This window comes from Haloglycomyces albus DSM 45210 (assembly GCF_000527155.1).
GTDB lineage: Bacteria > Actinomycetota > Actinomycetes > Mycobacteriales > Micromonosporaceae > Haloglycomyces > Haloglycomyces albus.
This window is the reverse complement of the sequence record NZ_AZUQ01000001.1, coordinates 1632688-1657981: the sequence shown is the minus strand read 5'-3', so window position 1 is coordinate 1657981 and position 25294 is coordinate 1632688. Positions and strand designations below refer to the sequence as shown.

The 25294-nt window shown below is 60.1% G+C and carries 21 protein-coding genes and 1 tRNA gene; 10 read left to right on the top strand and 12 right to left on the bottom strand.

Annotation, left to right across the window (positions count from 1 at the left end):
• Positions 1 to 93: 93 nt before the first annotated feature.
• A complete protein-coding gene (locus tag HALAL_RS0107780; RefSeq protein ID WP_025273461.1) occupies positions 94 to 1110 on the bottom strand; it encodes a UDP-N-acetylmuramate dehydrogenase in 1017 nt (338 codons plus the stop codon).
• Positions 1111 to 1189: 79 nt separating this feature from the next.
• Here HALAL_RS0107780 and HALAL_RS17530 point away from each other — a divergent pair, with 79 nt between their 5' ends.
• Positions 1190 to 1918, top strand: coding sequence for a maleylpyruvate isomerase N-terminal domain-containing protein (locus tag HALAL_RS17530; protein WP_025273460.1), 729 nt, complete (start codon positions 1190 to 1192; stop codon positions 1916 to 1918).
• Positions 1919 to 2425: 507 nt separating this feature from the next.
• Here the strand turns inward: HALAL_RS17530 and HALAL_RS0107770 are convergent.
• The 4 genes from HALAL_RS0107770 to HALAL_RS0107755 form a co-directional block, all read right to left on the bottom strand.
• Positions 2426 to 3079, bottom strand: a complete 654-nt coding sequence (locus tag HALAL_RS0107770) for an ATP-binding cassette domain-containing protein (protein WP_051463056.1) — start codon at positions 3077 to 3079, stop codon at positions 2426 to 2428.
• A 241-nt stretch (positions 3080 to 3320) separates the two neighbouring features.
• A complete protein-coding gene (locus HALAL_RS0107765; RefSeq protein ID WP_025273458.1) occupies positions 3321 to 4283 on the bottom strand; it encodes an endonuclease/exonuclease/phosphatase family protein in 963 nt (320 codons plus the stop codon).
• Positions 4284 to 4381: 98 nt separating this feature from the next.
• Positions 4382 to 5167 (bottom strand): rhomboid family intramembrane serine protease, encoded by a 786-nt coding sequence (locus tag HALAL_RS0107760; protein ID WP_211240447.1) that lies wholly within the window; start codon positions 5165 to 5167, stop codon positions 4382 to 4384.
• Between the two features lie 279 nt (positions 5168 to 5446).
• Positions 5447 to 5959 carry a peptidylprolyl isomerase gene (locus HALAL_RS0107755; RefSeq protein ID WP_156937662.1) on the bottom strand — a complete coding sequence of 171 codons (513 nt, stop codon included), beginning with the start codon at positions 5957 to 5959 and terminating at the stop codon, positions 5447 to 5449.
• A gap of 113 nt (positions 5960 to 6072) precedes the next feature.
• Here HALAL_RS0107755 and HALAL_RS0107750 point away from each other — a divergent pair, with 113 nt between their 5' ends.
• Positions 6073 to 6456, top strand: a complete 384-nt coding sequence (locus tag HALAL_RS0107750; RefSeq protein WP_025273455.1) for a hypothetical protein — start codon at positions 6073 to 6075, stop codon at positions 6454 to 6456.
• A gap of 146 nt (positions 6457 to 6602) precedes the next feature.
• Here HALAL_RS0107750 and HALAL_RS0107745 read toward each other — a convergent pair whose 3' ends face one another.
• The gene (locus HALAL_RS0107745) at positions 6603 to 7688 is read right to left on the bottom strand and encodes an aminotransferase-like domain-containing protein (protein ID WP_025273454.1); all 1086 of its coding nucleotides are present in this window, start codon (positions 7686 to 7688) and stop codon (positions 6603 to 6605) included.
• Positions 7689 to 7901: 213 nt separating this feature from the next.
• On the opposite strand from HALAL_RS0107745, the gene HALAL_RS0107740 reads away from it, so the two are divergent.
• Genes HALAL_RS0107740 through HALAL_RS0107730 form a run of 3 tightly spaced genes read left to right on the top strand, consistent with a single transcriptional unit; the run spans position 7902 to position 10640 of the window.
• Positions 7902 to 8435 carry a hypothetical protein gene (locus HALAL_RS0107740; protein WP_025273453.1) on the top strand — a complete coding sequence of 178 codons (534 nt, stop codon included), beginning with the start codon at positions 7902 to 7904 and terminating at the stop codon, positions 8433 to 8435.
• 56 nt (positions 8436 to 8491) lie between these two features.
• The gene (locus HALAL_RS0107735; protein ID WP_025273452.1) at positions 8492 to 9457 is read left to right on the top strand and encodes an ArsA-related P-loop ATPase; all 966 of its coding nucleotides are present in this window, start codon (positions 8492 to 8494) and stop codon (positions 9455 to 9457) included.
• A complete protein-coding gene (locus HALAL_RS0107730; protein WP_169732380.1) occupies positions 9450 to 10640 on the top strand; it encodes an ArsA family ATPase in 1191 nt (396 codons plus the stop codon). The genes HALAL_RS0107735 and HALAL_RS0107730 overlap by 8 nt, the downstream gene beginning before the upstream one ends.
• Here HALAL_RS0107730 and HALAL_RS18090 read toward each other — a convergent pair.
• A complete protein-coding gene (locus tag HALAL_RS18090) occupies positions 10591 to 10992 on the bottom strand; it encodes a WhiB family transcriptional regulator (protein WP_025273450.1) in 402 nt (133 codons plus the stop codon). The two genes, HALAL_RS0107730 and HALAL_RS18090, sit on opposite strands and share 50 nt — an antisense overlap.
• A gap of 299 nt (positions 10993 to 11291) precedes the next feature.
• On the opposite strand from HALAL_RS18090, the gene HALAL_RS0107720 reads away from it, so the two are divergent.
• A complete protein-coding gene (locus tag HALAL_RS0107720) occupies positions 11292 to 13724 on the top strand; it encodes a transglycosylase domain-containing protein (protein WP_025273449.1) in 2433 nt (810 codons plus the stop codon).
• 184 nt (positions 13725 to 13908) lie between these two features.
• Here HALAL_RS0107720 and HALAL_RS0107715 read toward each other — a convergent pair.
• From HALAL_RS0107715 to HALAL_RS0107705, 3 genes are all read right to left on the bottom strand, one after another.
• Positions 13909 to 13982 (bottom strand) — tRNA-Phe (locus HALAL_RS0107715).
• A 146-nt stretch (positions 13983 to 14128) separates the two neighbouring features.
• Positions 14129 to 15973 (bottom strand): YhgE/Pip domain-containing protein, encoded by a 1845-nt coding sequence (locus HALAL_RS0107710; RefSeq protein WP_025273448.1) that lies wholly within the window; start codon positions 15971 to 15973, stop codon positions 14129 to 14131.
• 13 nt (positions 15974 to 15986) lie between these two features.
• Positions 15987 to 16754 (bottom strand): ATP-binding cassette domain-containing protein, encoded by a 768-nt coding sequence (locus tag HALAL_RS0107705; protein WP_025273447.1) that lies wholly within the window; start codon positions 16752 to 16754, stop codon positions 15987 to 15989.
• 186 nt (positions 16755 to 16940) lie between these two features.
• On the opposite strand from HALAL_RS0107705, the gene HALAL_RS0107700 reads away from it, so the two are divergent.
• Complete coding sequence (locus HALAL_RS0107700; RefSeq protein ID WP_025273446.1) at positions 16941 to 19010, top strand: S9 family peptidase; 2070 nt, start codon at positions 16941 to 16943, stop codon at positions 19008 to 19010.
• Between the two features lie 31 nt (positions 19011 to 19041).
• Here the strand turns inward: HALAL_RS0107700 and HALAL_RS0107695 are convergent, their stop codons facing one another.
• A complete protein-coding gene (locus HALAL_RS0107695) occupies positions 19042 to 19266 on the bottom strand; it encodes a hypothetical protein (protein WP_025273445.1) in 225 nt (74 codons plus the stop codon).
• A 407-nt stretch (positions 19267 to 19673) separates the two neighbouring features.
• Between HALAL_RS0107695 and fbaA the strand changes: the two genes are divergently transcribed.
• Positions 19674 to 20696, top strand: a complete 1023-nt coding sequence (gene fbaA, locus HALAL_RS0107690) for a class II fructose-bisphosphate aldolase (RefSeq protein WP_025273444.1) — start codon at positions 19674 to 19676, stop codon at positions 20694 to 20696.
• A 56-nt stretch (positions 20697 to 20752) separates the two neighbouring features.
• Here fbaA and HALAL_RS0107685 read toward each other — a convergent pair whose 3' ends face one another.
• The gene (locus HALAL_RS0107685) at positions 20753 to 22459 is read right to left on the bottom strand and encodes an MFS transporter (RefSeq protein WP_025273443.1); all 1707 of its coding nucleotides are present in this window, start codon (positions 22457 to 22459) and stop codon (positions 20753 to 20755) included.
• Between the two features lie 369 nt (positions 22460 to 22828).
• Here HALAL_RS0107685 and HALAL_RS0107680 point away from each other — a divergent pair, with 369 nt between their 5' ends.
• Both HALAL_RS0107680 and HALAL_RS0107675 read left to right on the top strand, forming a co-directional pair.
• Positions 22829 to 24325, top strand: coding sequence for a multicopper oxidase family protein (locus tag HALAL_RS0107680; protein WP_025273442.1), 1497 nt, complete (start codon positions 22829 to 22831; stop codon positions 24323 to 24325).
• Positions 24326 to 24482: 157 nt separating this feature from the next.
• Positions 24483 to 25256, top strand: coding sequence for an NAD(P)-binding domain-containing protein (locus HALAL_RS0107675; RefSeq protein ID WP_025273441.1), 774 nt, complete (start codon positions 24483 to 24485; stop codon positions 25254 to 25256).
• Positions 25257 to 25294: the final 38 nt, after the last annotated feature.

Genomic DNA, 25294 nt, shown 5'->3' with positions numbered 1-25294 from the left:
ATATGGTGAGTCTTACTCTATAGACCATAAGGGGCCATCGGCAATGCACTTTAACGGTGATTCAAGCATGTTCGCGACGAATGAACACGTTCCCTATAGGCTGATACCTATACATACTGGCTCCGGACGCAAGCGGACACCGAAGTCAAGATAGACGCTATCCGATACAGTGCGCGCCAAGGAAACTATGTCAGCCGCGCTCGCTTGGCCACGGTTCGTCAACGCCAAAACGTGCTTTGTAGACAGTCCGGCATTACCGTGCCGGTACCCTTTGGGGAACCCTGCCTTACCGATCAACCAGGCGGCCGACAGCTTAATGCCCTCGTCAACCTCATGGTGCACGGGCTGTTCGCCCAGTCGATCCACCAATTCGGCAAACTCCACCTTGTCAACCACCGGATTGGTGAAGAACGATCCGGCACTCCAGGTGTCGTGATCGTCGGGGTCCAAAACCATGCCCTTCGACCGGCGCAAGCGCAAAACCTCGTCGCGCACGTCAGCCGCCTCGGCTTTCTCTCCCTGACTGACCCCCAGTTGCTTAGCCAGTTCGGCGTAACGCACCGGCTGCGACAGTGCGCTCCGTTCCAGGGCAAACGTAACGGTCATGACGAAATAGCGCGGATTGCGTTTAAAAATGGAGTTACGGTACGAAAATCCACAATCCCGTGCTTTCAACACGTACGTTTCATCCGTGTTCTGATCCCACACCTGAACGGATTCGATCGTCTCGCTGACTTCCTGGCCGTACGCTCCAACGTTCTGAATCGGAGTGGCTCCGGCCGAGCCGGGGATACCGCTCAGCGCCTCTACACCGCTGTAACCGTTCTCCACGGTCCAACGCACGAACTCGTCCCAGTTCTGACCCGCTTCCACCTGGAACCGTCCACCGTCGAGATCGGTGAAACCGCCGTCGACGAGGTGCACAACCCGACCGGCAAAACCACTGTCGCCGATGACCAGGTTCGAGCCACCCGCCAGGATAAGGCTGTTTGACGCTTCCCGTAGGGCCGCGAGCGCCTCCAGGGAATTGTCCGCCGTAACCAATTCATCTGCCGGTCCTCCCACTCGCAAGGTTGTATAGTGGGCCAATGGTTGGCCGGTAGATGACACGGCATCTTCTGGGTTACGGCTGGCATCAGTCACTCCACCAGCCTAAGCTGTCGTCAATCCCTATGAAACGGTGGTAGGTATGTCTCCGATCACGGACTATGTCGCGGTCATCCGTGACGAAGCCGCAGAAATGCTCGGCGCCTTGACCGACTCGGACATCTCAGCCGCACTGCCTTCACGTCCCGGTCAGACCATCGCCGACGCGCTGGTGGAGTTGGCGGCAGTCTACGATTGGACCTCCGACATCCTGACGACCGGTCATAATGGGCACCCCGAAGAACGTGAGGTTAACCCGACCTCGGCCGTCGCCGACTTCCGCACGTCGGAGTTGAGACTGCTGCGGACCTTTGCCGAACACCCCGCCGCATCACCGGCCTGGAGCTGGTCACCGGTCAGCGACAAGGCGATCTTCTGGTACCGGCGCTGCGCGGTGATCACCGCTCTGGCGCGCTGGGACGTTCAGATGGCTGAAGGAACTACCGCACCCCTCGAACAGGCCATTGCCGTCGCGACCATTGAAGAGGCACTTGATTCGTTCCTCCCTACCGGGCGTGGTCTACACCCCCATCCACATGGCGAAGGTTTGGTGCAGCTGTTCGCCCAGGACGCCGACCGCAGTTGGTTCGGCCGATTCCACGGCGGAACCATCGCCATTCTGAGCGAGGAACCACGCCACGACAGCTCACTGCAAGCCCGCGTAGCCGGCTCCGCCTCCGACCTAGCGCTGGCCTTGCACGGACGGCTGCCGTTCGGCATTACCGACTGCATCGGTGACGAAAAGCTTCTGCAGAACCTGAGGGTCGAATAGTCGATGACCTCCACGTGCGTGGAGAGCAGGTCGCCGATCGTCTCCACCAACCGCACACCGGCCGGTAGACCTCCACGTGCGTGGAGAGCAGTACCTCTGCTTGACTCTGCCCGTAATCGGTGTCGGTAGACCTCCACGTGCGTGGAGAGCAGCGAATGAGGACGCCCATTGCGTCCGCACGGTCCGGTAGACCTCCACGTGTGTGGAGAGCAGGGTGTTGGGGCCGCTGCTGCCTATCCTGGTACCGGTAGACCTCCACGTGCGTGGAGAGCAGGGGTTGATCGGCCCGCTCGGGTCCGAAGAGGCCGGTAGACCTCCACGTGCGTGGAGAGCAGGTGTTTTCCGATCCTGTCTCCGCAACGCGGACCGGTAGACCTCCACGTGCGTGGAGAGCAGTTAGCACGGTCCCGCACGTGACGTGTCTGTATTGGTAGACCTCCACGTGCGTGGAGAGCAGACTTATCGACCTGCGGTTTTACTAGGACCGTTGTACGTTTTGGCCGAGGCTCACCGTAACGCGACCTGTCCTTCCAAGAGTTCACCGTCTCGTATCGTCACAGCTCTCTGCGCCCGATCCGCAACGTCCTTGTCATGGGTAATCATGAGAATCGTCAACCCCTCATCATGGAGGCGATCGATCGTTTCCATCACGGACGCGGCGGTACTGGAGTCCAAATTTCCGGTCGGTTCGTCGCATAGCAACATCGACGGCTCGGTAGCCAGTGCGCGGGCGATCGCGACTCGCTGACGTTCCCCACCCGACAATGTCGTGGGCAGCGCATTAACGCGGTGTGACAGCCCGACCAGATCCAGCTTCTCCTCCGCGATCGCATGGCGCTGACGACGTGGAATGCCCCTATAAACTAGAGACATCGCTACATTGTCGCTGGCCGTGCGGTGTGGCATGAGGTGAAACGATTGGAAGATGAATCCGATTTTGTCCGCTCTCAGCCGAGTGACCTGGCGTTCCTTCATCGAAGACGTATCGTTGCCGTCCAGGTGGTACGTTCCGGTCGTCGGCCGGTCAAGAAGCCCCAAGAGATTCAGCAAAGTCGACTTTCCAGAACCGGAAGGGCCGACGATGGCGACGTATTCGCCTTCCCAAACCCGCAGTCGGATTGGTTTCAACGCCTCAACCGGAGGGGGTCCGGGATAGGTCATTCCCACTTGATCGAGTTCGATCAGAGCTTCACCCTGCGATGGAAGGTTCGCCGTGTCGTCCACATCGACTGCGTTCCGAGGGTCCACACTGAGCGTCGGCAGCATCTCGGTGGCGTCATCCATATGGCCCTCCTGCTGGCCTGGCACACGCGGAATGTCTGTCACGTTGAATAGACGCGAGAGAAACCGGATCGGTTGCATGCGCCATATTGGAATTTTCTAATTGTCAGACCGTCGGTCCTTACAATCGGAAGTCTACCTGGACCGGCAAATGATCGGAACCCGTGCGATCACCGACGATTGATTCGGTGGGATGCAGGCCTCGGTAAAGGATCTGGTCTATTCGGGCTGCAGGGAGGCTGGACGGCCAGGTGAAACCGAATCCTTTTCCGGCTTCCGCATGCGCCGACCGCAATTGGTAGGTAATCGGCGCGAGGGCCCGGTCCTGCATGGTTCCGTTCAAATCGCCCGCAAGAATCACCCGATCCAGGTTCTCGTTGGAAATGGCGGTCCCGAGCCTACGCGCGGCCACGTCACGCTGTTCAATCGTGAAACCTTCGGTGGTATTGACTCGAACCGAAGGCATGTGCGCTACGTAAACGGCTACCGGGTTGTTTTCCACCTGGACCGTCACGCGAAACGCCCTCGTCCAGCCGAGTCCCAGATCAACCGGATATCCATCGCTGAGCTCGTATTTCGACCAAAGCGATACGGTACCGAATTCGACCCGAAACGGATATTCCGCACTGAGTTCCTGGTCGTAGTACATCAGGTCGTCAGGCGTCACTTCGACGACGGCGAGAATATCGGCGTCGGTGTCCTTCAAATCCTGGGCCGTCCGAGACGGTTCGGGGTTGTCGGCCTCGACGTTATGACTGACGATCCGCAGATCGCCCGGACCCTCTGATTTGTCCGGCAACAGTGGGACGAACATGAGCCCCCACACGACGGCGGGTATCGCTACCGCGATCAATGACAGAATCGAACGCCGTATCGCAGCCCAGACGACCAGTAGGGGCACTGCCAGACCGAACCACGGCAGAAACGTCTCGACCAGGCTTCCAAGACTGAATCCCCAGTTGGGTATGAAGCGATGTCCTTTGAGAACGAAGGCAAGCGCCAAGGACAGCAGCACCAGTATCACGCCGCTGAGACGACCGGGTCGCCGTTTGCCCACGGTGGTTTCGCGTACTTTTCCGTTCACGCCGCCCCTTCCCAGGATTTATCGCCGAGCCGGGAAGGTGGAACCGACTTTACCGCCGTCCCGCCTTGTGTTCGGCAATCTCCGCACGTTCGGTCCTTTTAGGTGACCGTCGTTGCCCCCGTCAGAAGGGTTCCGGCTCGGACGAGCGTCAACATTACGACTGCCACTACGAGGAGACCGAAGCCTACCCAGTGATAGACCGCGCGTTTCTCTCGGGGGGCGAAAGTGAGTACGGCGCCGCACAACAGCCCACCGATGAATCCGCCGATGTGGCCGGTCGCGGAGATGCTTTCGTTGCCGAAGGTGATCACCAGGTTCAGTGCCAAGATCACGTAGAGGCCGAAATTGTCTCGTCCGAGTTTGCGGTTGACCAGGAGCAATGCCCCAAAGAGACCGAAGATCGCCCCAGAGGCTCCCGCCGCCAATGACGTCGGTGAAAAGAAGAGGGTAAGCAGCCCACCGAACAGGCCGGAAATGAGATAGAGGCTGAGGAAGCGGGCCGGTCCGAGGTCCTTTTCCAGGACCCGTCCGATAATCCACAGCACCACCATGTTCATGAGCAGGTGAAGAGCACCGTAATGCAGGAACATGGACGTGATGTAGCGGTAGTAGCCACCTCCCGCCACAGTTGACCAGGCCTGTACCTGGCCGAACGGGTCGGCGAGCACGAAGGCGAAGTCGCCGTTGATACCCATGAAGCTGAAGGCGGCGTGCAACGGCGTGACCTGGCCGAGGAATACCCCGGTGCCGTACATCAAGGTAAAGAGAAAGACGGCCACGTTAAGGCCGATGAGGGTCAAGGTGACAATGCCCTTTTCACCCAGACCGTGAGTGGCTCCGAATCGGGTTCGCGCCTGACGTACCGTCTTGTTGTCTCGGCGCACGCATTCCGGGCATTGAAAACCTACGGGCGCTTCACGACGACATTCCACGCAGATGGGCCGCTCACAGCGTACACAGCTCAGGTACGTTTCCCGGTTTTTGTGGCGATAACACACCGGTACTTGGTCGTCGTCCATGAATTCCCTTTCCGGCCTCCCAGTCAGCACGAATTGGCTCGATAATACTCCGCCGCAACGGTCCTCCCCAATAGTGCTGTCCGGGGGTTCCCGTTACGGCGGATTAGCCTGAACGTCTCTGTGGTGAGACCGAGCGGAACAGTCTTAGCGCTTGACTTCCACCGATTCGATCACAATGTCGTTAACCGGACGGTCCTTCGGGTCGGTCTGCGTTGTGGCGATGGAGTCGACCACACGCTTGCTCTCGTCGTCGGCGACTTCACCGAAGATCGTGTGACGGCCGGTCAAGTGCGGCGTCGGCTGCACGGAGATGAAGAACTGGCTGCCGTTGGTTCCGGGGCCGGCGTTGGCCATGGCGAGGAGGTACGGTTGTCCGAAGTGGAGATCAGGGTGGATCTCGTCGCCGAACTTGTACCCGGGGCCACCGGTTCCCGTGCCGGTCGGGTCGCCGGTCTGGATCATAAAGCCGTCGATAACGCGGTGGAAGACAACACCGTTGTAGTAAGGTCCCGAACCGGGCTGTCCGGTATTGGGGTCGATGTAGTCTTTGGTGCCTTCCGCGAGACCAACGAAGTTTTCGACGGTTTTCGGAGCTTGTAGGTCGAAAAGCGTCATGTTGATGTCGCCCACATTGGTGTGTAGCGTTGCGTCTGTCATGGCGTCCATGGTGCCAGATGACCAAGCCGACTCCAACTTTCTTAGCGTTTTGCCGGTCGAGCGTCACAAAGCAAGGCAGTATGAACAACAGCAATATCGAAGGAGGCTTCATAATGGGTTTTTGCCGCAAATCGTCCACGAACGCAGTGAAAGATTCTCTCTCCCAGGGTGCCACCCACTTTAAGAACGCTGCGGTAACCGCTTCTGATCAAGCGCGTGAGGCGGCGGCCCCGAAAATGCGTGCCGTCATGGTCAAGTTCGGCAATTCGAGTTCCCAGGCCAAACAGCGCAACTGGCCGGTAATCGTCGGCTTCGCCTCACTTGGCGCTGTGGTGGCCGGAGCGGTGACCTACTGGGCTTATAAGCGCCGTACCGAACGCATGGGCGAAGAATTGCTCGCCGATGAAATCCTTGACGATTCCGAAAGCTGGGATCGTGCCGACGCTGAAGCGGCCGCCTCCGTTACCGCTGACGAAGCGCCCATCGAATCTCGCTAGTGGCCCGAAGCCGCACACGGACCCGGGCCGGGCGTTCCGACTGTGTCGGCCAATCGTAATAACCACCCGTAAAAGCGTTGCGAGTGCTCGTGGAGACACCGTCCCGATACCTCTCACGAGCACTCATTAAGCGTCGAACGCCGCGATTAACGCGTGGCTTCGACCGCCTTCGCGAGGCGACGCACGCCTTCGTCGATTTGGTCGACCGCGACGGCCGAGTAGGCCAGACGCAGGCAGGACTCGCCACCGTCGACCACGAAGTCGGTCCCCTTGACCACCTGCACTCCTTCGTCGAGCGCGGCGGCCTGTACCTTCGCGCAGTCCACGCCTTCACCAAGGTCCACCCAGAGGAAGTATCCCCCGTCCGGAACCACGAACGAGGCGTTCGGCAGGTGGGCGCGTAGGCTGGCGGCCAACTGGTCCACACGAGCCTCCAAGGCCTCCTTCACCGTGGCGATCGAACGCTCCAGCGCACCCGATTTGGCGAACTGGTAGATGGTGGATTCGGCGTACTGGTTGGGCGCGATGTAGGTGTTGGTCGCGGCTTTCGCCACCTTTGCGATCAGGTCGGCCGGGCCGATGAGGTAGCCGGTCCGCAGACCGGGGCATACGGTCTTCGAGAACGACGACGCGTACACCACTCGACCGTTGGTGTCCTGTGACAGGAGGGTGGGAAGCTGTTGCCCACGGAACCGGATGTCCAGGTAAGGATCGTCTTCGAAGATCGTGAAGTCGTACTCTTCGGCGAGCGCGAGCAGGCGGGTGCGCTTCTCTTCGGTCAACGTCACTCCGGCCGGGTTCTGGAAGTTGGGGATGATGTGGGCCATGACGGGGCGGAGCCCGTCTTTGAGGCGTTGTTCCAGTTCATCGACGTTGATTCCGTCGGATTCCACTCCGATCGGGTGCAACTGTCCTTGGCGATTGCGCAGGCCGAGCAGGGTCCGGTCGTAGGTGGGACGTTCGACGACCACCGGGGAGTCGGGGCTGACCAACTGGTCGAAGAGGAAGGCGTCGGCTTGCATCGAGCCGTTGGTGACGACTACGTTCTCTGGTGCGACGTCGTGTTTGGCCGCGATCCATTCCCGTAGTGGCACGTACCCAACCGAGGTGCCATAGGTGGTCGTACGGGCCGGGTCTTCGTCCAGAGCGGCCGCGGTGGCTTGTTTCAGCCCCTCCACATCGATGATGTCGAGGGACGGCGCTCCACGAGAAAATGAGATGACGTCATTCATATCTCCAGCTTAAGCGCTCCGGTGCGAATTCCCCAATCCACCCGGTGTGTTGTGTGGTTCCCGCTTTCGACCGAGCTGGACGGTAGCGGCTCGTAACCTTTCCGCCCTCTTGTTCGTTAAGCCGTTCGTGGTGCATTGACCGCCGTCACGGGGGTCGATACACTGCGTCCAGCGTCGCCTCCCATAATGTTTCGACCATCACAGGGAGTCTCTGTGCCTACCAAGAATCCGATCAAAACCCAAGTCACCAGCGACGACGCCGAACACCCCACGGCCGACTCCGATCACCGACGTATTTCCAGCCTGGACGATGGACTGTCCGCGCCGGGGCGAAGGAAGTGGACCTATGCGACCGTTATCGCCGCGTGCTTGTTCATGGCGGCGATGGTGTGGGTCGCCATGCGTTTTTTCGTCGACTTCGAAGAGGTCAACGACACCCCGAGCAATACCGTCGAGTCGTTTCTCACCGCCCTGTTGGACGAGCAGGACTCCGCCGCCGCGGCGGAATGGACCTGCGAGCAGAAATCAACTCGCGACTTCGAGGACGCGGTGGCGCAGTTGGGGGTGCTGGCGGCGAACGAAGAACTGCAGTGGGGGAACGTTACCGAGACCTCACGGTCGCTCGGTGAGGCCACCGTCGAAGCGGAGTTCTCCATTTCCGGCACACAGTCCGCCACGCTGGAGTTCGATCTGGTGGCGGAGGATTCTGAACCGCAGTGGATGATCTGCGGGCTCACTGAGAATTGATGTCCGCCTATCGATATTGAATCCGGCATGAACGGTAGTATCGGATTGTGAGTTCAATGCGAACGTCGTCCGGGCCTCCCCCGCGGCTGCATTTCGTCACCGGAAAGGGAGGCAGCGGTAAAACCACGCTGGCGGCCTCCTTGGCCTTGGCATTGGCCGATGCCGGGAAGAAGATATTGCTCGTGGAGTTGGAGGACCGCCAGGAAATAGCCACTACCTTCGGGATTCCTCCGCTGCCTTACGGGGAGCGCCTGGTGACCTCCGGCCTCGGAGGTGGAGAGGTCTACGGCCTGTCGATCGACATCGATAAAGCGTTCCTGGAGTACCTGGAGATGTACTACCACATGGGTTATGCGGGGAAGGTGCTGCGGAAGGCCGGCGCGGTGGACTTCGCGACCACGGTCGCCCCTGGTTTGAAGGACATTCTTCTGACCGGAAAGATCAAGGAGATCACGTCGCGTTCGCAGCAAGGTCGCTGGTCGTATGACGCGGTGGTCGTCGACGCGCCTCCCAGCGGACGTATCACTCGCTTTCTCAATGTGACGGTGGAGAGTAAACGGCTGGCGAAGACGGGTCCGATCGGTCGTCATTCGCGTTCGGTGGCGAAGTTGCTTCATTCGCCGGAAACCGCGGTTCATATCGCCACCCTTCCTACGGCCATGTCGGTTCAGGAAAGTTTGGACACGATCGCGGAGTTGCGGGGTGTCGAACTGCCGGTGGGCGCGGTCATGTTGAATCGGACGGTGAGCCAGGATCACCCTGAAGTGGATGACTCCTCTCTACGTCAGGCGCTCAATCAGGTTGACATCGACGGCGCGGACGGAATGGTCGAGGCGTTGACCGCTCAGTACGAACGCCGGCTTGGCCAGGTACGAGCGCAGCGCGAGTATCGCGATGAGCTCGCCCGGCGGGACATTGACGGAATGTTGGTCCCTGAACTGGTCGAGGGTGTGGACGCCGGTGGTCTGTATCGGATCGCCGAGGTGGTGCGGCAGGCCGGAGAGGAGTGCGATCGTGAATGACTTCGACATCGACGGAATAACCGGCGACCCTGATCGTCGTATCATCGTCTGTTGTGGTTCGGGCGGTGTAGGTAAGACCTCCACGGCCGCTGCGGTGGCGTTGAACGCTGCGGAACGGCACGGGCGACGAGTCGTGGTCATGACCATCGACCCGGCCAAACGTTTGGCACAGGCGCTCGGGCTCAATGAACTCGGAAATGAGCCACACCGTATCGAGGGGCTCCGCGACGGGAGTCTGGACGCGATGATGCTCGACATGAAGCAGACTTTCGATCAGGTGGTGAACGAACAGGCCGAACCCGAGAAGGCGCGCTCGATTCTGGCAAATCCCTTCTACCAGGCCCTATCCACGACGTTTAGCGGCACACAGGAATACATGGCGATGGAGCGTTTGAGCCGTCTGCGTGCGGAGGACCGCTGGGATCTGATCGTCGTCGACACTCCCCCGTCACGGTCGGCGCTGGATTTCCTGGACGCGCCTGCTCGATTGGCGCGCCTCATGGACGGGCCGATGATTCGCATGCTGGCCGCTTCCGTGCCGGGCCGACCTCGTCGCTCGGTTCTTTCGCTGATGGGTACGAGCGCGGCGGTGATGACTCGAGTCTTCAATAAGGTTCTCGGCGGGCATTTGCTGACCGACATCGCGGAGTTCACCGCCGGTTTGCAGGACACCTTCGGCGGGTTTCGCGAGCGCGCGGACCGCACGTTTTCGGTGTTGCGCAGCCCGGAGACGGCGTTTCTCGTGGTGGCGATCCCCGACGAACCCGCCGTTGCGGAGGCGGTGTATTTTTCGCGGCGTTTGAAATCGGAGCGGCTACCGGTCGCGGGATTGGTGTTGAATCAGTGTGAACCGTTGTTGGCCTGTCTGTCGGCCGACCGGGCTTCGGCTGCGGCGGAGGTGTTGGAAGCGGTGAATCCGGGTGCGGGTGCCGCCGGGGTGTTGGAGGTACATGCCCAGATGGCTCGGCGTCGCAGCACACAAGAGCACATCGCGGCTCGTTTTTCGGCGGCGTTTCCGGAGATACCGGTGCGAGAGGTGCCGTTGCGGGGGGTTGAGATCGCGGATCTGGACGGTTTGCGGGAGTTCTTCACTCCGCTGCACAGTCCCATGACCGACATGTCATCGGATACTTTCACATTAGTGGGCCATTGTCCGCATAAGAAAACCCACTACCACCGGTAAGGCGCAGTGGGTTATCTTCAATGCGAATTAATCCACCAATCGAGGTGGGCATACGCATGCCTTTCTTCTTCGCATTGCGTTGCTCCTCTTCGAGGGCTGCCTCGAAGACGCGACGCCACGACCGCACTCCCGGGTGTTTCCGCAGAAGGGCGCGCCGTTCGCGTTCGGTCATTCCGCCCCATACCCCGAACTCGATTTGATTGTCGAGCGCATCGGCGAGACATTCCAGTCTGACTGGGCATCCCCGGCAAATTTTCTTGGCGTTATTCTGTTCCGCACCTTGAACAAACAAGGCGTCCGGATCGCCCTCCTGGCATAGGGCCTTCGTCGTCCAGTCGATCAGCAGTCCCATCTGCTGGACCTCCCTGTCTGGTTTCCCTTCATACCCACTTACGGCGATACGTGTTGGTAACGCTACTCATTGTTGCCGTATGTCAGACAATACACCCTTAGTTGTTATTTGACTACTATCCGACGCGAAATTGATCACGTTCGGGTGAACACCGGAGGGAATTTCAGATATAGCTAAGGTCATTAAAACATAACGATTCGGAGACAGATCAACCCTTTTCCGACTTCGAAATGTTGGATACGCAGGTATCCACCGACCGGATCAAAAGGCGAACACGAGTCAGCAACTAAGCTGGAGGGGTGCAGAAGCTGAGAGTCCTCCGCCCCATTGGTTCCCTATTCAAACTCGTGTCCGGCTCGATATTGGCCGGAATACTCGTCGCCGCGCTCGTACTTCCCATCGTGGCGGGACCGGGTTACGTCGCCGACAAGGCGCTCGATTTCTACGATACCCTTCCCACCGAACTGACCGAAGCCCACGCTCCACAAACGACTAACGTGTTCGCCAGTGACGGCGAGACTCTCATCACCAGGTTCTTTCAAGAAAACCGACGTCAGATCCCCCTGGAAGAGAACGGGCAGAACGTTGTCGACGCCGTGTTGTCCGCTGAGGACTCCAACTTTCGAGATCATGGCGGCGTCGATTTCCCCGGACTGATACGCGCCACCGCTGCGACGATCTCCGGCGACAACCCCCACGGCGCTTCGACGATCACCATGCAGTACGTCCGCAATACCCTGCGGTACAACTCGACGTCGGTCGCCGACATCATTGAGGCCACCCAGCGCACCCCCGACCGGAAGCTGAGGGAAATCAAGTACGCCCTTGACTTGGAAAAGGAGCTCAGCAAAGACGACATTCTCGAGGGATATCTGAACGTTGTCTACCTCGGAAACCACTCGTACGGTGTCCACGCGGCCTCCTATACGTACTTCAATACGGCACCGGCGGAACTCGAGTTGCATCAGGCCGCCTTCATTGCCGCCCTTCCCAAATACCCCTCCTACGCCGACGGGCTGCTGATCGGGGATACGACCAATGAGGACAGAATCCTGGATCGTCGCAACTGGGTATTGGATCGCATGGCCGACGATGAACGGATTACCTCACAAAAGGCCACCCAGGCGAAATCCGAGGGACTCGACCTCGACCCACGCCCGGCACGCAATGAATGCAACGCCGCGGAACCGAACAACTGGGGATTCTTCTGCGATTACTTCACCGACTGGTGGGCGGAACAGGAGGCGTTCGGAGAGTCCAGAGTAGAACGCCTCAATCTCCTCAAGCGCGGCGGGTTCAATGTGGTCACCTCGCTCGACCCGGAGGCACAGCAGAAGGCCATGGACTCCGTGCACGATAAGGCCGACAACGACGATCAGCGTGCGCACGGTTCGGTCGCACTTACCCCGGGAACCGGTCACGTCACCGTCATGGCGATCAACCGGGTCTACAGCCTCGACCAATCCAACAACGGTCCACGCTATGACGAACGCACCGATATCCCGTCAAATTATCCCAACACCACGCTTCCGCTCCTCAGCGGAAACGACGCCTCGTACGGGTATCCGGCCGGATCGACGTTTAAAATGTTCACACTTCTGGCGGGCTTGGAAGAGGGTTATCCACTCCGCACCACCATCCCCAGCCCTCGGGAGTACCCGTCCATCTATGCGGCGGGTGAAGGCGCGACGGCCGTATGCGGCGACCAATGGTGCCCCGAAAACGATTCGGACTGGATGAGCGGCGGCACCTATAACCTATGGAAGGCCTTCGGCCGCTCCTCGAATACCGTCTTCGTGCAATTGCAGGAAATGGTGGGAGTCTCCAAGGCCGTCGAGATGGCCGAGCGTCTGGGCGTGGAGTTCCGTGAACCGGACTCGGCGCTCCAGAAGGGCAAGGAAGCGGGTACTCTCGACACTTCGCTCGGAACCTTCACTCTTGGCTTTGATCCCATACCTCCCATCGACATGGCCGAATCGTTCGCCACCGTGGCCGCTGGAGGTCAACACTGCGAGCCGCTTCCGGTCAAGGCCATCTACGACTCCGATGGAACCGAGTGGGAAGAACCGACTCAACCTGATTGCGAGCAGGTGATCGATAAGGAGATCGCCGACGCCGCCGTCAGCGCCGGACACTGCACTGTCGCCTATGACGGCGACAAGACCCGATGCAGCGGTGCGACCGCCAAACAGGCGTCCGGATTCGGCGAACCGATCTTCGGCAAGACCGGTACCGCCGACGAAGAGCGCGCGTACTGGTTCGTAGGATCAACCCCGTCCGCCACCACCGCCACCTTCGTCGGAGACCCGGACAGCTACACCCACACCAACGTCGCGCGCGGCTGGGGAGACAAGGTCATCGACACCGGACTCGACATCCTGAAAACCACATCCTCCAAAGAAGGCGACTGGGAGCCTCCCACCAAGGAGATGATCAAGGGCGACGATCTGGTCAAAGTACCCAAGATCAAGTGCGAAGACCCTTCCGACGCGGTATCGAAGATTTCCGCCGCTGGATTCCAAGCACGGGTGTCACCGACCCAGTCCCCGTCGTCCTGTCCGAAGGGGCAGGCCTACTCCACGTCCGTCACCGGATCAGCACCGTCCGGAGCGCCGATTTACATCCTCATCTCAGACGGATCCGACTATGACGATGATGACGACGACGAAGATGATGAAGACGACGACCGCGGTCCGCCGGAACTGCCGGGACCTCCCCGCAATGACGAGTGACGTCGTCGCACGCGCCTGAGCGGTCGTCTCCGGGGCCTTGCCCGGAGACGACCGCTCAGGCCGAAGCTGGTTCCACAAGGGATCGTGCACCTATTGTGCCCTTAGCTACGGAATTCAGCGGACAACACGAGAACGCAAAAAAGCCCGCCACCGGGATTTCTCCTGGTGACGGGCTCATTCTCGGTGGCCAGGGCCGGGGTCGAACCGGCGACCTTCCGCTTTTCAGGCGGACGCTCGTACCAACTGAGCTACCTGGCCTCGCTGGTTTCCCAGCGAAACGTAACAAGCTCGCGCTTGTCTCGCCTGCCATAGCTTACCGCATCGCTTCGGGACGGCTGCAAGCGCACCCGCCCCGAAAGTGACCGACGTCTACAAGGCGCCGTCATGTCAGACGAAACGGCAGGCTAGATCTCCAGATGCGGTTTCAACTGACTCATCGTCATCCGTCGCCGCCTCATGACCAGCAAGGTGGACACCGTTACCGCCGCGAGACCATAGCCGACCAGCACCAGGCAAGCCCGCAGGAGATGGTCCATCTCGCCGCCGCTGATGGTGACGCGGAAACCGTCCACCACATAGCTCATGGGCAGTAGCGGATGGAGAATGCGGAAGAAGCCCGGTGTCACTTCAGGCGGATAGAGTCCGCCCGCCGACGTCAGCTGAATCATCAACAACACCACGATCAGAAGCGAACCGGCCGCACCGAACGCCAGTTTCAGCAAGTGTGTCAGCGCCGAGAACACCAGAATCACCAGCACACCGAATCCGATCGTCCCCAAGGCGTACTTGGGATCAAGTCCAAGCCCCATTTGCAGCGTGACGTACAATACCAGCAGCGAAAGCAGTCCCAAGAAGGCCCCGGACATCCAACCTCCCAGCGCGATGGGGACCGAACGCATGGTACCGAGCAGCGCACGCGGATTGACCGGACGCAGCAGAAGATAGCAGATAAGCCCGAATACCCACAGAGCGATCGCAATGAAGAACGGAGCCATTCCCCGGCCATATGTCCCGGCCGGATTCAGATTGGTTTCCTCGATGGCAGTCGGATTACCGATGACGTCGGCATTCTCCGCATCTTTGGACGGGTCTGTGGACGGAATGCGCTGCGCGGCACTGTCCAACTCGTCGGCCAATTGGCTCTGACCGTCTTCAATGTCGTCCAAACCGTCGTTCAAGGTCGTAGCACCGGTATGGGTCTCCGCGATGCCGTCGGCCACATCGGACGCACCGGAGTCCAGGGCCTCCAGGTCGTCGAGGGCCTGTTGCAGCTCGTCGGTGTCGACCCGCGCGTCGATACGCGACTCGAGTTCGTCGATATCATCCTGAACGCCTTCTGCGGCGTTGATCGCGTCCTCCGCCCGTGTACACATTTCCTCAAGAACGGGGGCGAGGTTTTCATCCTCGGTTTCGGTCTCACAGGCGTCGTCGCGCACCGCCTGCATATCGCTCAATGCGTCATGAACGCCGTCCGAAGCGGTGGTAGCGATATCGGTAACACCGTCCCAGGTTTCGGTCGCGAAGGAAATGATCGGAGTCGCCTTATTGACCGCCTCGGTTACCCCGTCGGAGACTTGCTGGGAACCGTCTTCCAGCTGTGCCAAAGCAGATTCGATATCGTCCATTCCCGAATTGGCGTCGCCCAGCGCGTCTTCGATTTCCGAGGCACCATCGGCGGCTTCCTGAAGACCGGATGAAAGTTCTTCCAGTCCTGAGAACAACGATTTGGCGGCGGTAATATATACAGCGGTATTGATTTGCTGCTGTATGTTGAGCTCCACCGTCTGGGCCATCACCCCGGCCAGATAACCGTTGGCGTCATTGAGTGTGAACTGGATTTCCGCTCGTTCGGGGTTCGTACCGGCCAGGGATGCCAGACGCTCGGAGAAGTCTTCTGGAACAGTGATGACAACGTAGTAATCTCCGTCTTTGAGCCCCTGCATGGCTTGGTCCTCATCTACGAAGTTCCAGCCCAGCAGGTCGGTCTCTTTGAGTTGAGAGGTCAGTTGATCACCGGCGTTGATGGCCTTTTCCTCTTGCGTCGCGGAGTTTTCCACCGTCGCCCCTTTGTCCTGATTGACCACCGCAACCGGGACTTGATCTGTCTTGCCATAGGGGTCCCAGGAAAATGCCAGGTAAAGCCCTCCATAAACCAAGGGCATGAGGATAATGGCGATCAACGCCGCATAGCGTAGGGGGTGTCCTTTGAAGCGACGGAGCTCGAGGAAGGCGAGTTTGAAACTACTCATGAACGGTTGGTCCTTAACGAAGTGCGATAACGGTATCGGCGGGCGGGTTGCCTCGCACACAGGAAACGACGACAAGTCGATCGCGGTCGGCCACGGAGCGAACGGCTCCGAATATCAAGTCGCTCTCGGCGACATCGAGACCGGCATCCACGTCGTCCAGCATGATCACGGGGGTGTTCTCCGCTGCGGCGAGCGCGATGCCGACCAGCTTCTTGTCGTATTGGGACAGGTGTCCCCACAGGGTTCGGGCTCCGGTGGAGACGCCAAGGTCGCTGATCCAGTTTTCGATCTCGGAGCGCTGGGCTCGTTTCTGCGTGGCGATTTCGGTTTCCAAGGCGATGTCACGAATGGTGTGGTATTCGTCGCAATGGATGGCCGGTTCTGCGGTCGGCATGGCGCACAGTTGACGGATGGCCCGCTGGTTGTCCTCGCCTCCGACGGTCAGGACTCCGGTGTCGAATTGGAATCGACCGCTGAGGGAGAGGAGTGCGGTGGTGCGTCCGGTGTCGGCATTGCCGGTCACGGCGACGATTTGTCCTTTGTCTCCGGAGACGCTGAACTTTTCGATGATCGTTCCGTGGTGGCCGTGGGCTTTGAGGTTGTCGGCCTTGAGATACGGTCCCTGCTCTTCGGGTTCTTCGGTGTCCTCGGATTCGGGAGCGTCGGGCGTGCCGGGTACTTCAGCGGCGGGGGCGTCGTCTGATTCGTCAGCGGCCGTTGGCATTTGTCGTGTCTCGTCGGGGGCTTGGCCCTCGTCTGTCCGGTCGTTGGGCTCACTCATATCGGCAATCTTCCCATTCAATCATTGCGGTAATCGCAATTTTTCATAGTAAGAAAAATTATGCCGCACGGATACCGCTGTGAATACCGATTGTGGGAATCGTTACCCGTGGGTAAGTTATCCTTTAAGCATACCGGTGACGCCACCTCGACCGTCGTCGGCGAGCGCCTCATCTAGGCTTGGGGCATGGCAGATATCCAACCTCCGGTCGCTGGACGGTACGACCACGAACGTACGTTCCACGACGACACCTTCAACGACGTCTACTACTGGTTGCGCGATCCAGAGAACCCCGAGGTACTCGACTACCTCAAGGCTGAGAACGCCTACACCGAACAGGAAACCGCGCACCTTGATTCGCTGCGCGACAAGATTTTCCATGAAATCAAAGGCCGTATTCAGGAAACCGACCTGTCGGTGCCGACGCGCCACCACGGTTGGTGGTATTACGGTCGGACCGAGGAAGGCAAGCAATACGCCCGGCAGTGCCGTCTCAAGGCCGAAGGTTTGGTTCCCCCTGAAATCAAACCGGGACAGCCCATCGAGGGCGAGGAAGTCATTCTGGACGGCAACGTCCTGGCGGAGGGCCACGACTTCTTCTCCATGGGCGCCGCCGAAGTGTCTCCGGACGGTAATCTGCTGGCCTATTCGGTCAACTTCTCCGGCGACGAACGCTTCACCCTGCACTTCAAGGATCTGCGCACCGGCGAGGAACTATCCGACGCCGTCCCCGACACCTTCTACGGCGGTGCGTGGTCGTCCGACGGAACCGCCTACTTCTACACCAAGGTCGATCACGCCTGGCGGCCCCACCAGGTCTGGCGTCACATCTTGGGCGAGAACGACGACACCTTGATCTATCAGGAGGACGACGAGCGTTTCCGTGTCGGCATCGGCTTGACCCGTTCGGAAAAGTACCTGATGCTCATGTCGGCCTCCAGCATTACCTCCGAAATCCGCTACCTGCCCGCCGACGACCCGACCGGGGAATTCCGCATCTTCGGTGACGGACGTCGCGACGGCGTAGACGTGGAAATCGACCACCAGGGTGATCGCTTCCTCGTCTTGCACAACGACAATGCCAAGAACTTTACGCTCGGTTGGGTGCCGGTCGACGACACCACCGATTACCACGAACTCGTTCCTCACAGCGACGCCCGTCGTTTGCTCGGTGTGGACGCCTTCGCCGAGTTCGCGGTCGTGTCGATGCGCGAGAACGGTCTCTCTCAGCTGGCATTGATGGACAAGGTCGGCGATTTGAAGCTCATCGAGTTCGACGAGCCGCTCTACGACGTCGGGCTGGGCGACACTCCCGAATACGACACCCACCACATTCGTTTCGGATACACCTCGATGGTCACTCCGATGAGCATCTACGACTACAACGTGCGCAGTGGCGACAAGATGCTGCGCAAGCAGACTCCCGTACTCGGCGACTTCAATCCGGACGACTACCGGCAGCACCGCGAATGGGCCACCGCCGCCGACGGCACGCTGGTGCCGGTTTCGATCGTGGCGCACAAGGACGTGGAACCGGACACCACCAATCCCGTCCTCTTGATGGGCTACGGCTCCTACGAGATGTCATCGGACCCGTACTTCTCCATTCCCCGCCTGTCCCTTATGGATCGGGGCGTGGTGTTCGCCATCGCCCACATCCGGGGTGGAGGCGAGATGGGTCGCTCCTGGTACGACGACGGGAAGCTGCTGCAGAAGAAGAACACCTTCACCGACTTTATCTCCGTCGCCGATCACTTGGTCGAGACCGGGTGGGCCGACGGCAATCGGATCGTGGCGCGTGGCGGTTCGGCGGGTGGCCTGCTGATGGGTGCCGTCGCCAATATGGCCGGCGACAAGTTCACCGGGATTCTCGCTCAGGTGCCGTTCGTGGACGCTTTGACCACGATTTTGGATCCGAGCATGCCGTTGACCATTCCCGAGTGGGACGAATGGGGCAATCCCATTGAGTCCGCCGAAGTCTACGAGTACATGAAGTCCTACTCTCCCTATGAGAACGTCAGCGACTCCACGTATCCCGATATTCTGGCCGTCACCAGCCTGAACGATACGCGCGTCGGGTTCCACGAGCCGGCCAAATGGGTCGCGCAGCTGCGACACACCTCGCCGAGCTCGCACGTGCTGTTGAAGACGGAAATGGAGGCCGGTCACGGCGGCCGTAGCGGCCGTTACGACGCCTGGAAGGAAGAGGCTTTCCACCTCGCCTGGGTACTTGACCAGCTTAAGGCCACCCAGTAAGAACCGGGGGACGGCGGCCGATCGTGAGCCTTTACGCTTCGCGGTCGGCCGCATCGTCGTCTTCGGGCACTTCCTGCCGCTGCTCCATGGCGTCGGCCTCGTTCGACTCCAGCGGGAGGCCGACCTCTACCGCCTCACCACCTTCCAGCGGAAACTCATCCTCATACACCTCCTCCACCGCTTCGTCCTCGTTGTTCTCCGGACCGTCGGTGGGGAAATCGTCCTCATCGCGATGAATTTCAAAAGCTGCGCTCATGTTATTGACGTTAGTACGCTACGCGGCCACCCCGCGCCGAAATCTCCAGGATGCGCTCAATACGGCAGGCTTATCGACCGCTGCCATGCTCGCCCCTCGGCCGTCCGGAAAGCGGACTGCTCACGCAGAGCCAACAGGGTCGGTAGTAAGGTAGGTGCGTGCGGGAAACCAGACAGCGGCGTCTGAGTCCCACAACCCCCGGTCGGGGTTCAGGCGTGCTTCACCATGCGGAGGGAACCGGATTCAACCAGCTCAACGAGCTGGTATTTTAATGGACGACAGCGGCTCGCTGCACGGCAGCGAACGGCTCGGACTCCCGGATTCCATTCCGCCGGGACCGTCAGCACGCCTCAGGAAACTGATAAACACGGCTCCGTGCCGTTGATCATTCGTAAGGAGCAGGCAGTATGCCTATCGCGACACCCGAGGAATACAACGAGATGCTCGACCGGGCGAAGAAGAATTCCTTCGCCTACCCGGCCATCAACGTCACCTCGACCCAGTCTCTGAACGCCGCGCTGGCCGGTTTTGCCGAGGCCGAATCGGACGGCATCATCCAGGTTTCCACCGGCGGTGCCGACTACCTGTCGGGTCAGACCATTAAGGACAAAGTTACCGGTGCCGTCGCCCTCGCCCGCGCCGCCGAGGAGATCGCCAAGAACTACCCGGTCAAGGTCGCGCTGCACACCGACCACTGCCCGAAGGAGCACCTGGACGGATTCGTTCGTCCCCTGCTGAAGGTCTCCGAAGACCGTGTGGCTCGCGGGGAGAACCCCTTGTTCCAGTCGCACATGTGGGACGGATCCGCGGTGCCGCTCAAAGAGAACATGGAGATCGCCACCGACCTGCTCGAGCGTGCCCGCCGCGCCAATATCGTCCTCGAAATCGAGGTGGGAGTCGTCGGCGGTGAGGAAGACGGCGTATCGGCCGCGATCGACGAAAAGCTGTACACCACGGTCGACGACGCTCGCGCCACCGTCGAGGCGCTCGGAACCGGCGAAAACGGCCGTTACATGACCGCGCTGACGTTCGGAAACGTACACGGCGTCTACAAGCCGGGCAACGTGCGCCTGCGTCCGGAAATTCTGAAGGAGATCCAGGACGAGATCGGGCGCGAAACCGGTAAGGAAAAGCCGTTCGACCTGGTCTTCCACGGTGGTTCCGGCTCCACCGAGCAGGAAATCTCCGACGCGGTGGACTACGGTGTCATCAAGATGAACATCGACACCGACACCCAGTACGCCTTCACCCGCCCCATCGTCGACCACATGTTCAAAAACTACGACGGTGTACTCAAGGTGGACGACGAGGTCGGAAACAAGAAGGTCTACGACCCGCGCTCGTACGGTAAGGCCGCCGAAAAGGGCATGGCCGCCCGTATTGCCGAAGCTTGCAAGCAGCTGCGCAGCGCTGGCAACAAGATGAGCTAATAGTCGATCCTCGTATTCGACGTGAGCGGTTGGCCGATCGGCCAACCGCTTTTTCGTCACTGCCCTTGTCGATGCCGACGGGGTGCCTGACCGGCCGTCTGCAATTCTCCGTGTTCCTGCTCGGATTCCCCCAACGGAGGCAGTGGCGGCCCCCATTCCAGATTCTCCATCTTGGCGCGATAATCCGGGGTTTCCGCACGTCGCTGCTGAGGCACATCTTGTCGTTCCCGCCTCGGATAGAACAGAGCCACCACGATCAGGCCCACCACCGCGATCGCGCACGCCGTGTACGCGGTCACGTGCATGGCCGAAATGAACGACCTATCGGCCGCTTCCAGCACGAACATCCGCACCGGCGGCGGAATACCGTCCACACTGTCAAGGGCCGCATACGTGGACGCCACCGATTCGCGGGCCTCTCCCCGGATCACCGGGATCTCCTCGGTCAAGGACCGGCGGTAATCCTGTGCCATGACCGTACTCAGCACTGCCACGCCCAGAGCCCCTCCGACTTGCCGCAGGGTATTGCTCAACGCCGAACCGACCCCGGCCTGATCGGACGGCATCGCATTCATCAAGGTGGTCATGGCCGGAGGCATCAGGTAGGCCATCCCCACCCCCTGCAGGCTGAACGCGACCACGATCATGACGATCGGGGTGTCCGCCTCCAGTCGCGTCACTACCAGTACCGATCCGATCAACAGCAGCATCCCGCCGATACCGACCGTTTTCGGCCCCAATTTCTGAACCAGGTTGTTCGACCCGGGTGCGAAAAGCAGCATGGAAATCGCCGTCGGGAGGAAAAGCAACCCCGCCTGCATGGGGCTGTATCCACGCACGATCTGCAGATAGAACGACATGAAAAACATCAGACCCATGGATATGAAGAACACCAGGGTCATGGTGAACGCGGAGACCGAAAACAATTGCTTCTTAAACAGTGACACGTCCAGGGAGGCGTGTGGCGTGATGGCCTCCCACCAGATGAACCACACCAGAATGAGACCCCCGACGGCCATGGTGCCCCAGGCTTCGACATTGTTCCAGGTGCCGCTTTCTCCCGCTTCGATAATGCCGTAGGTGAGCGTCACCAGTCCCGCCACCGACAACAGCATGCCGACGACGTCGGGTTTCCCCTGCCTACCACGCGATTCCGGAGCCAGAATACCGATGAACAGCAACCCGAACACGACAATGGGCACATTGACCAGGAACACCGAGCCCCACCAGAAACGTTCCAGCAAAGCGCCTCCGACCAGCGGACCCAATGCACCCGACGCCCCCACCGCGGCCGTCCAAACAGCGAGCGCCTTGGGAAACTCCTTGGCCGGAAACACCGCCCGCAGCATCGACAGAGTCGAGGGCATCATCATCGCCGCCCCCATACCCATGATCGAGCGAAACAGGATGAGCTGGAGCGGGCTGTCGGCATAGGCCGACAGCAGAGACGCCACACCGAACACCACAAGGCCGGCCATGATCATGACCTTACGGCCCAGGCGATCACCCACCACGCCAAAGGCGAACAGCAATCCGGCGAACACCAAAGTATACGAGTTGACCATCCAGGCCAGTTCACTTTGGCTCGCTCCCAATCCGTCATGCGGATCGGCGAGCGTCTTCAGCGCTACGTTCAGAATCGTATTGTCAATGACGACAACCAAAAGCGAAACGACGAGGATCGCAAGAATCCACCAGCGACGAGGGTGACCGGTCTCCTCGCCCTGTGCATCACTGCGGGCAGGGGCATCGCTCTGCGGCATTGGAATCTCCCATCCCGAATTGGGGGACCGATGAATAGGGGTACACCGTTCATCTTTCAGGCGACGAACACCGGAACGACCGCCATCGATCCCTACCGGTACCTCATCGCCCAACAACTGCGTTGTGCGAGGTCAAACACCTGAAAACCGGTGTTTCTGCCCTATCCTCGCACCCGGAAGGCGCGAAAAAGCCGAACACGCCACACGACACGCCGAGAAAGTCCTATTACCTTCGATCGGATGAGCCGTTCGTACCACGCCCCTGCCGACGGCTGGAGTATCCCGACGGCAGAACTACGCCCCCTGGCGTAGGTGAAATACCGTCACCGCGCCGATGTCGTGCTACGTGAAAACGGCAATCGTTGAAGCATGAACAGACGGAAAGTCCTCACCTGGAGCGCCGCCGGACTCGGAACCGCCATCGCCGTACCGGCCGGAGGATTCGGGATCCTCTACTCCACGTATCGCACCGACACCTTCGACGACGTCGACTTCGACAACGAACTGACCGTTCCGCCCCTGGCCGAATCCACGGTCAAAAACGGTGTCCGGCATTTCGAACTGGACATTCAGACCGGCACCACCGCATTCAAACCGGGAGGTAAAACGGATACCTGGGGCGTCAACGGTTCCTACCTCGGACCGACGGTACGTCTCCGGCGCGGCGAAGACGCCTCCTTCAGCGTTCGCAATCACCTGGACGAAGACACCACCGTCCACTGGCACGGCGCCCACCTACCAGCCGCCGTCGACGGCGGACCCCATCAGAGCATCGCCCCAGGCGACACGTGGGAAGCGGAGTGGACGGCCGATCAGAACGCCGCGACCCTCTGGTACCACCCGCACCCGCACGGACGCACCGCTCGCCATGTCTACCGAGGCCTGGCCGGGATGCTACTGATCGACGACGACATCAGCGACGCGCTGCCACTGCCGCACCGTTACGGAATCGACGACGTCCCGTTGATCGTGCAAGACCGGACCTTCTCCTCGGACAACCAATTCGAGGAAGACAGTTCGTTCATGAACACCTCCGGAATCATGGGCGACGAAATCCTCGTCAACGGCACCTACGGGCCGTACTTCTCCGTCACCACCAAAAAAGCCCGACTGCGCCTGTTGAACGCCTCGAACTCACGCGTCTACAACTTCGGATTCAGCGACGATCGCTCGTTCCAACTCATCGCCACCGACGGAGGCCTGCGTTCAAAACCACTTCCGACCGAGCGAATCGCGCTCTCCCCCGGCGAAAGAGCCGAAATCATCGTGGACTTCAAAGAAGACGAAACCGTCGACCTACGATCCTTCCCAGCAGAACTCGGATACGGGTTCCCCTTCCAACGCTTCAACGGAATGGACGATCGCTTCGACATACTGCGCTTCAAAGCCGCCGACTCACTGGACGACTCCCCGGAACTGCCCGCCACACTCGTGGACATGCCCGACCTCAACGCCGACAATCCCACCACCACCCGCGAATTCGACCTTCACGGGATGAACCAAATCAACAACAAGACCATGGACATGCAACGCATCGACTTCGGCGTCCGAGTCGACACGACCGAAGTATGGACGGTACGCAACCGAGTCCCGTTCCTACACAACTTCCACGTCCACGACGTACAGTTCCAAGTCATCGACGTCGACGGAGCAGCCCCACCGGAACACCTGCGCGGCTGGAAGGACACCATCGCACTGGAACCGGACCTCCCCTACCGCCTCGCCATGCGATTCACCGACTACACCGACCCCGACCTGCCGTACATGTACCACTGCCACATCCTTCGACACGAAGACATGGGAATGATGGGACAGTTCGTTGTCCTGGGAGACAACGAAGACGTCGGAACCGTCCCCATGAACTGACCTCGCACCGACACTCGTTGTCGTACAGCACGCGCACTGTAGTCGTGGAGGTTGTTCGTTCCACCGCACTCGGTCACCCTCATTGCAAGTGGAACGAACAACTCCCCAGTCCACAGAAACCAATTTCATCGCGCCGAACGACAGGGAGAACACAACCATGCCCACCATCGGAATCATCGGAGTAGGCGAGATCGGGAAAGCAATCGTCACCGGCCTCTGCGAGGACCGGACACATCCGCCGCAGATCTTCCTCTCCCCACGCGGCCGCAAAACCACCGACGTTCTCGCGCACCAATACGAAACGGTCACACAATGCCCCACCAACCAAGCCGTCGTCGACAACTCCGACACCGTCATCCTCGCCGTCCGACCACATGACCGAGCAGACGCCTTCGACGGACTGACCATCAACGGGCCCACCGTCCTCGTCAACGTCATGGCCGGAGTCGGCAACGCCGACGTGAGACGCGAGCTGGCAACCGATACGACCGTCGTACGAGCGATACCGCTTCCCGCCGTACGCGAGCGCCGCGCCATCACCGTCATAAGTCCCAACGAGCCGAACGTCAACGCCCTTTTCGCATCGCTCGGTGGCGCGCTCGCCGTAGCGAGCGAACGCGAACTCAACGTCTTCTCCGCCTTGACCGCCACCCTGTCGTCCCACTATCGCTTTCTCACCACGATTGCCGCCTGGGCGACGAGCCAAGGTATATCTCCGAACGATGCGGATCGCTACATACGTGGACTGTTCCAAGGGATCGGACGAGCTCTCGGAGACGAATCCCGCTCCCTGACGGAACTTGCCGCCGATCACGAAACTCCGCAAGGAATCAACGAACGTCTCCGCACCGAATGGTTCGACTCCGACAATGTCGACAGCTTGACGGCGGTTCTGGATCAACTACTGAAGTCGTTCCCGCCACGTCAATAACGAAACGCGGCCATCGAGACCGTTCTCAAGGTCTACAA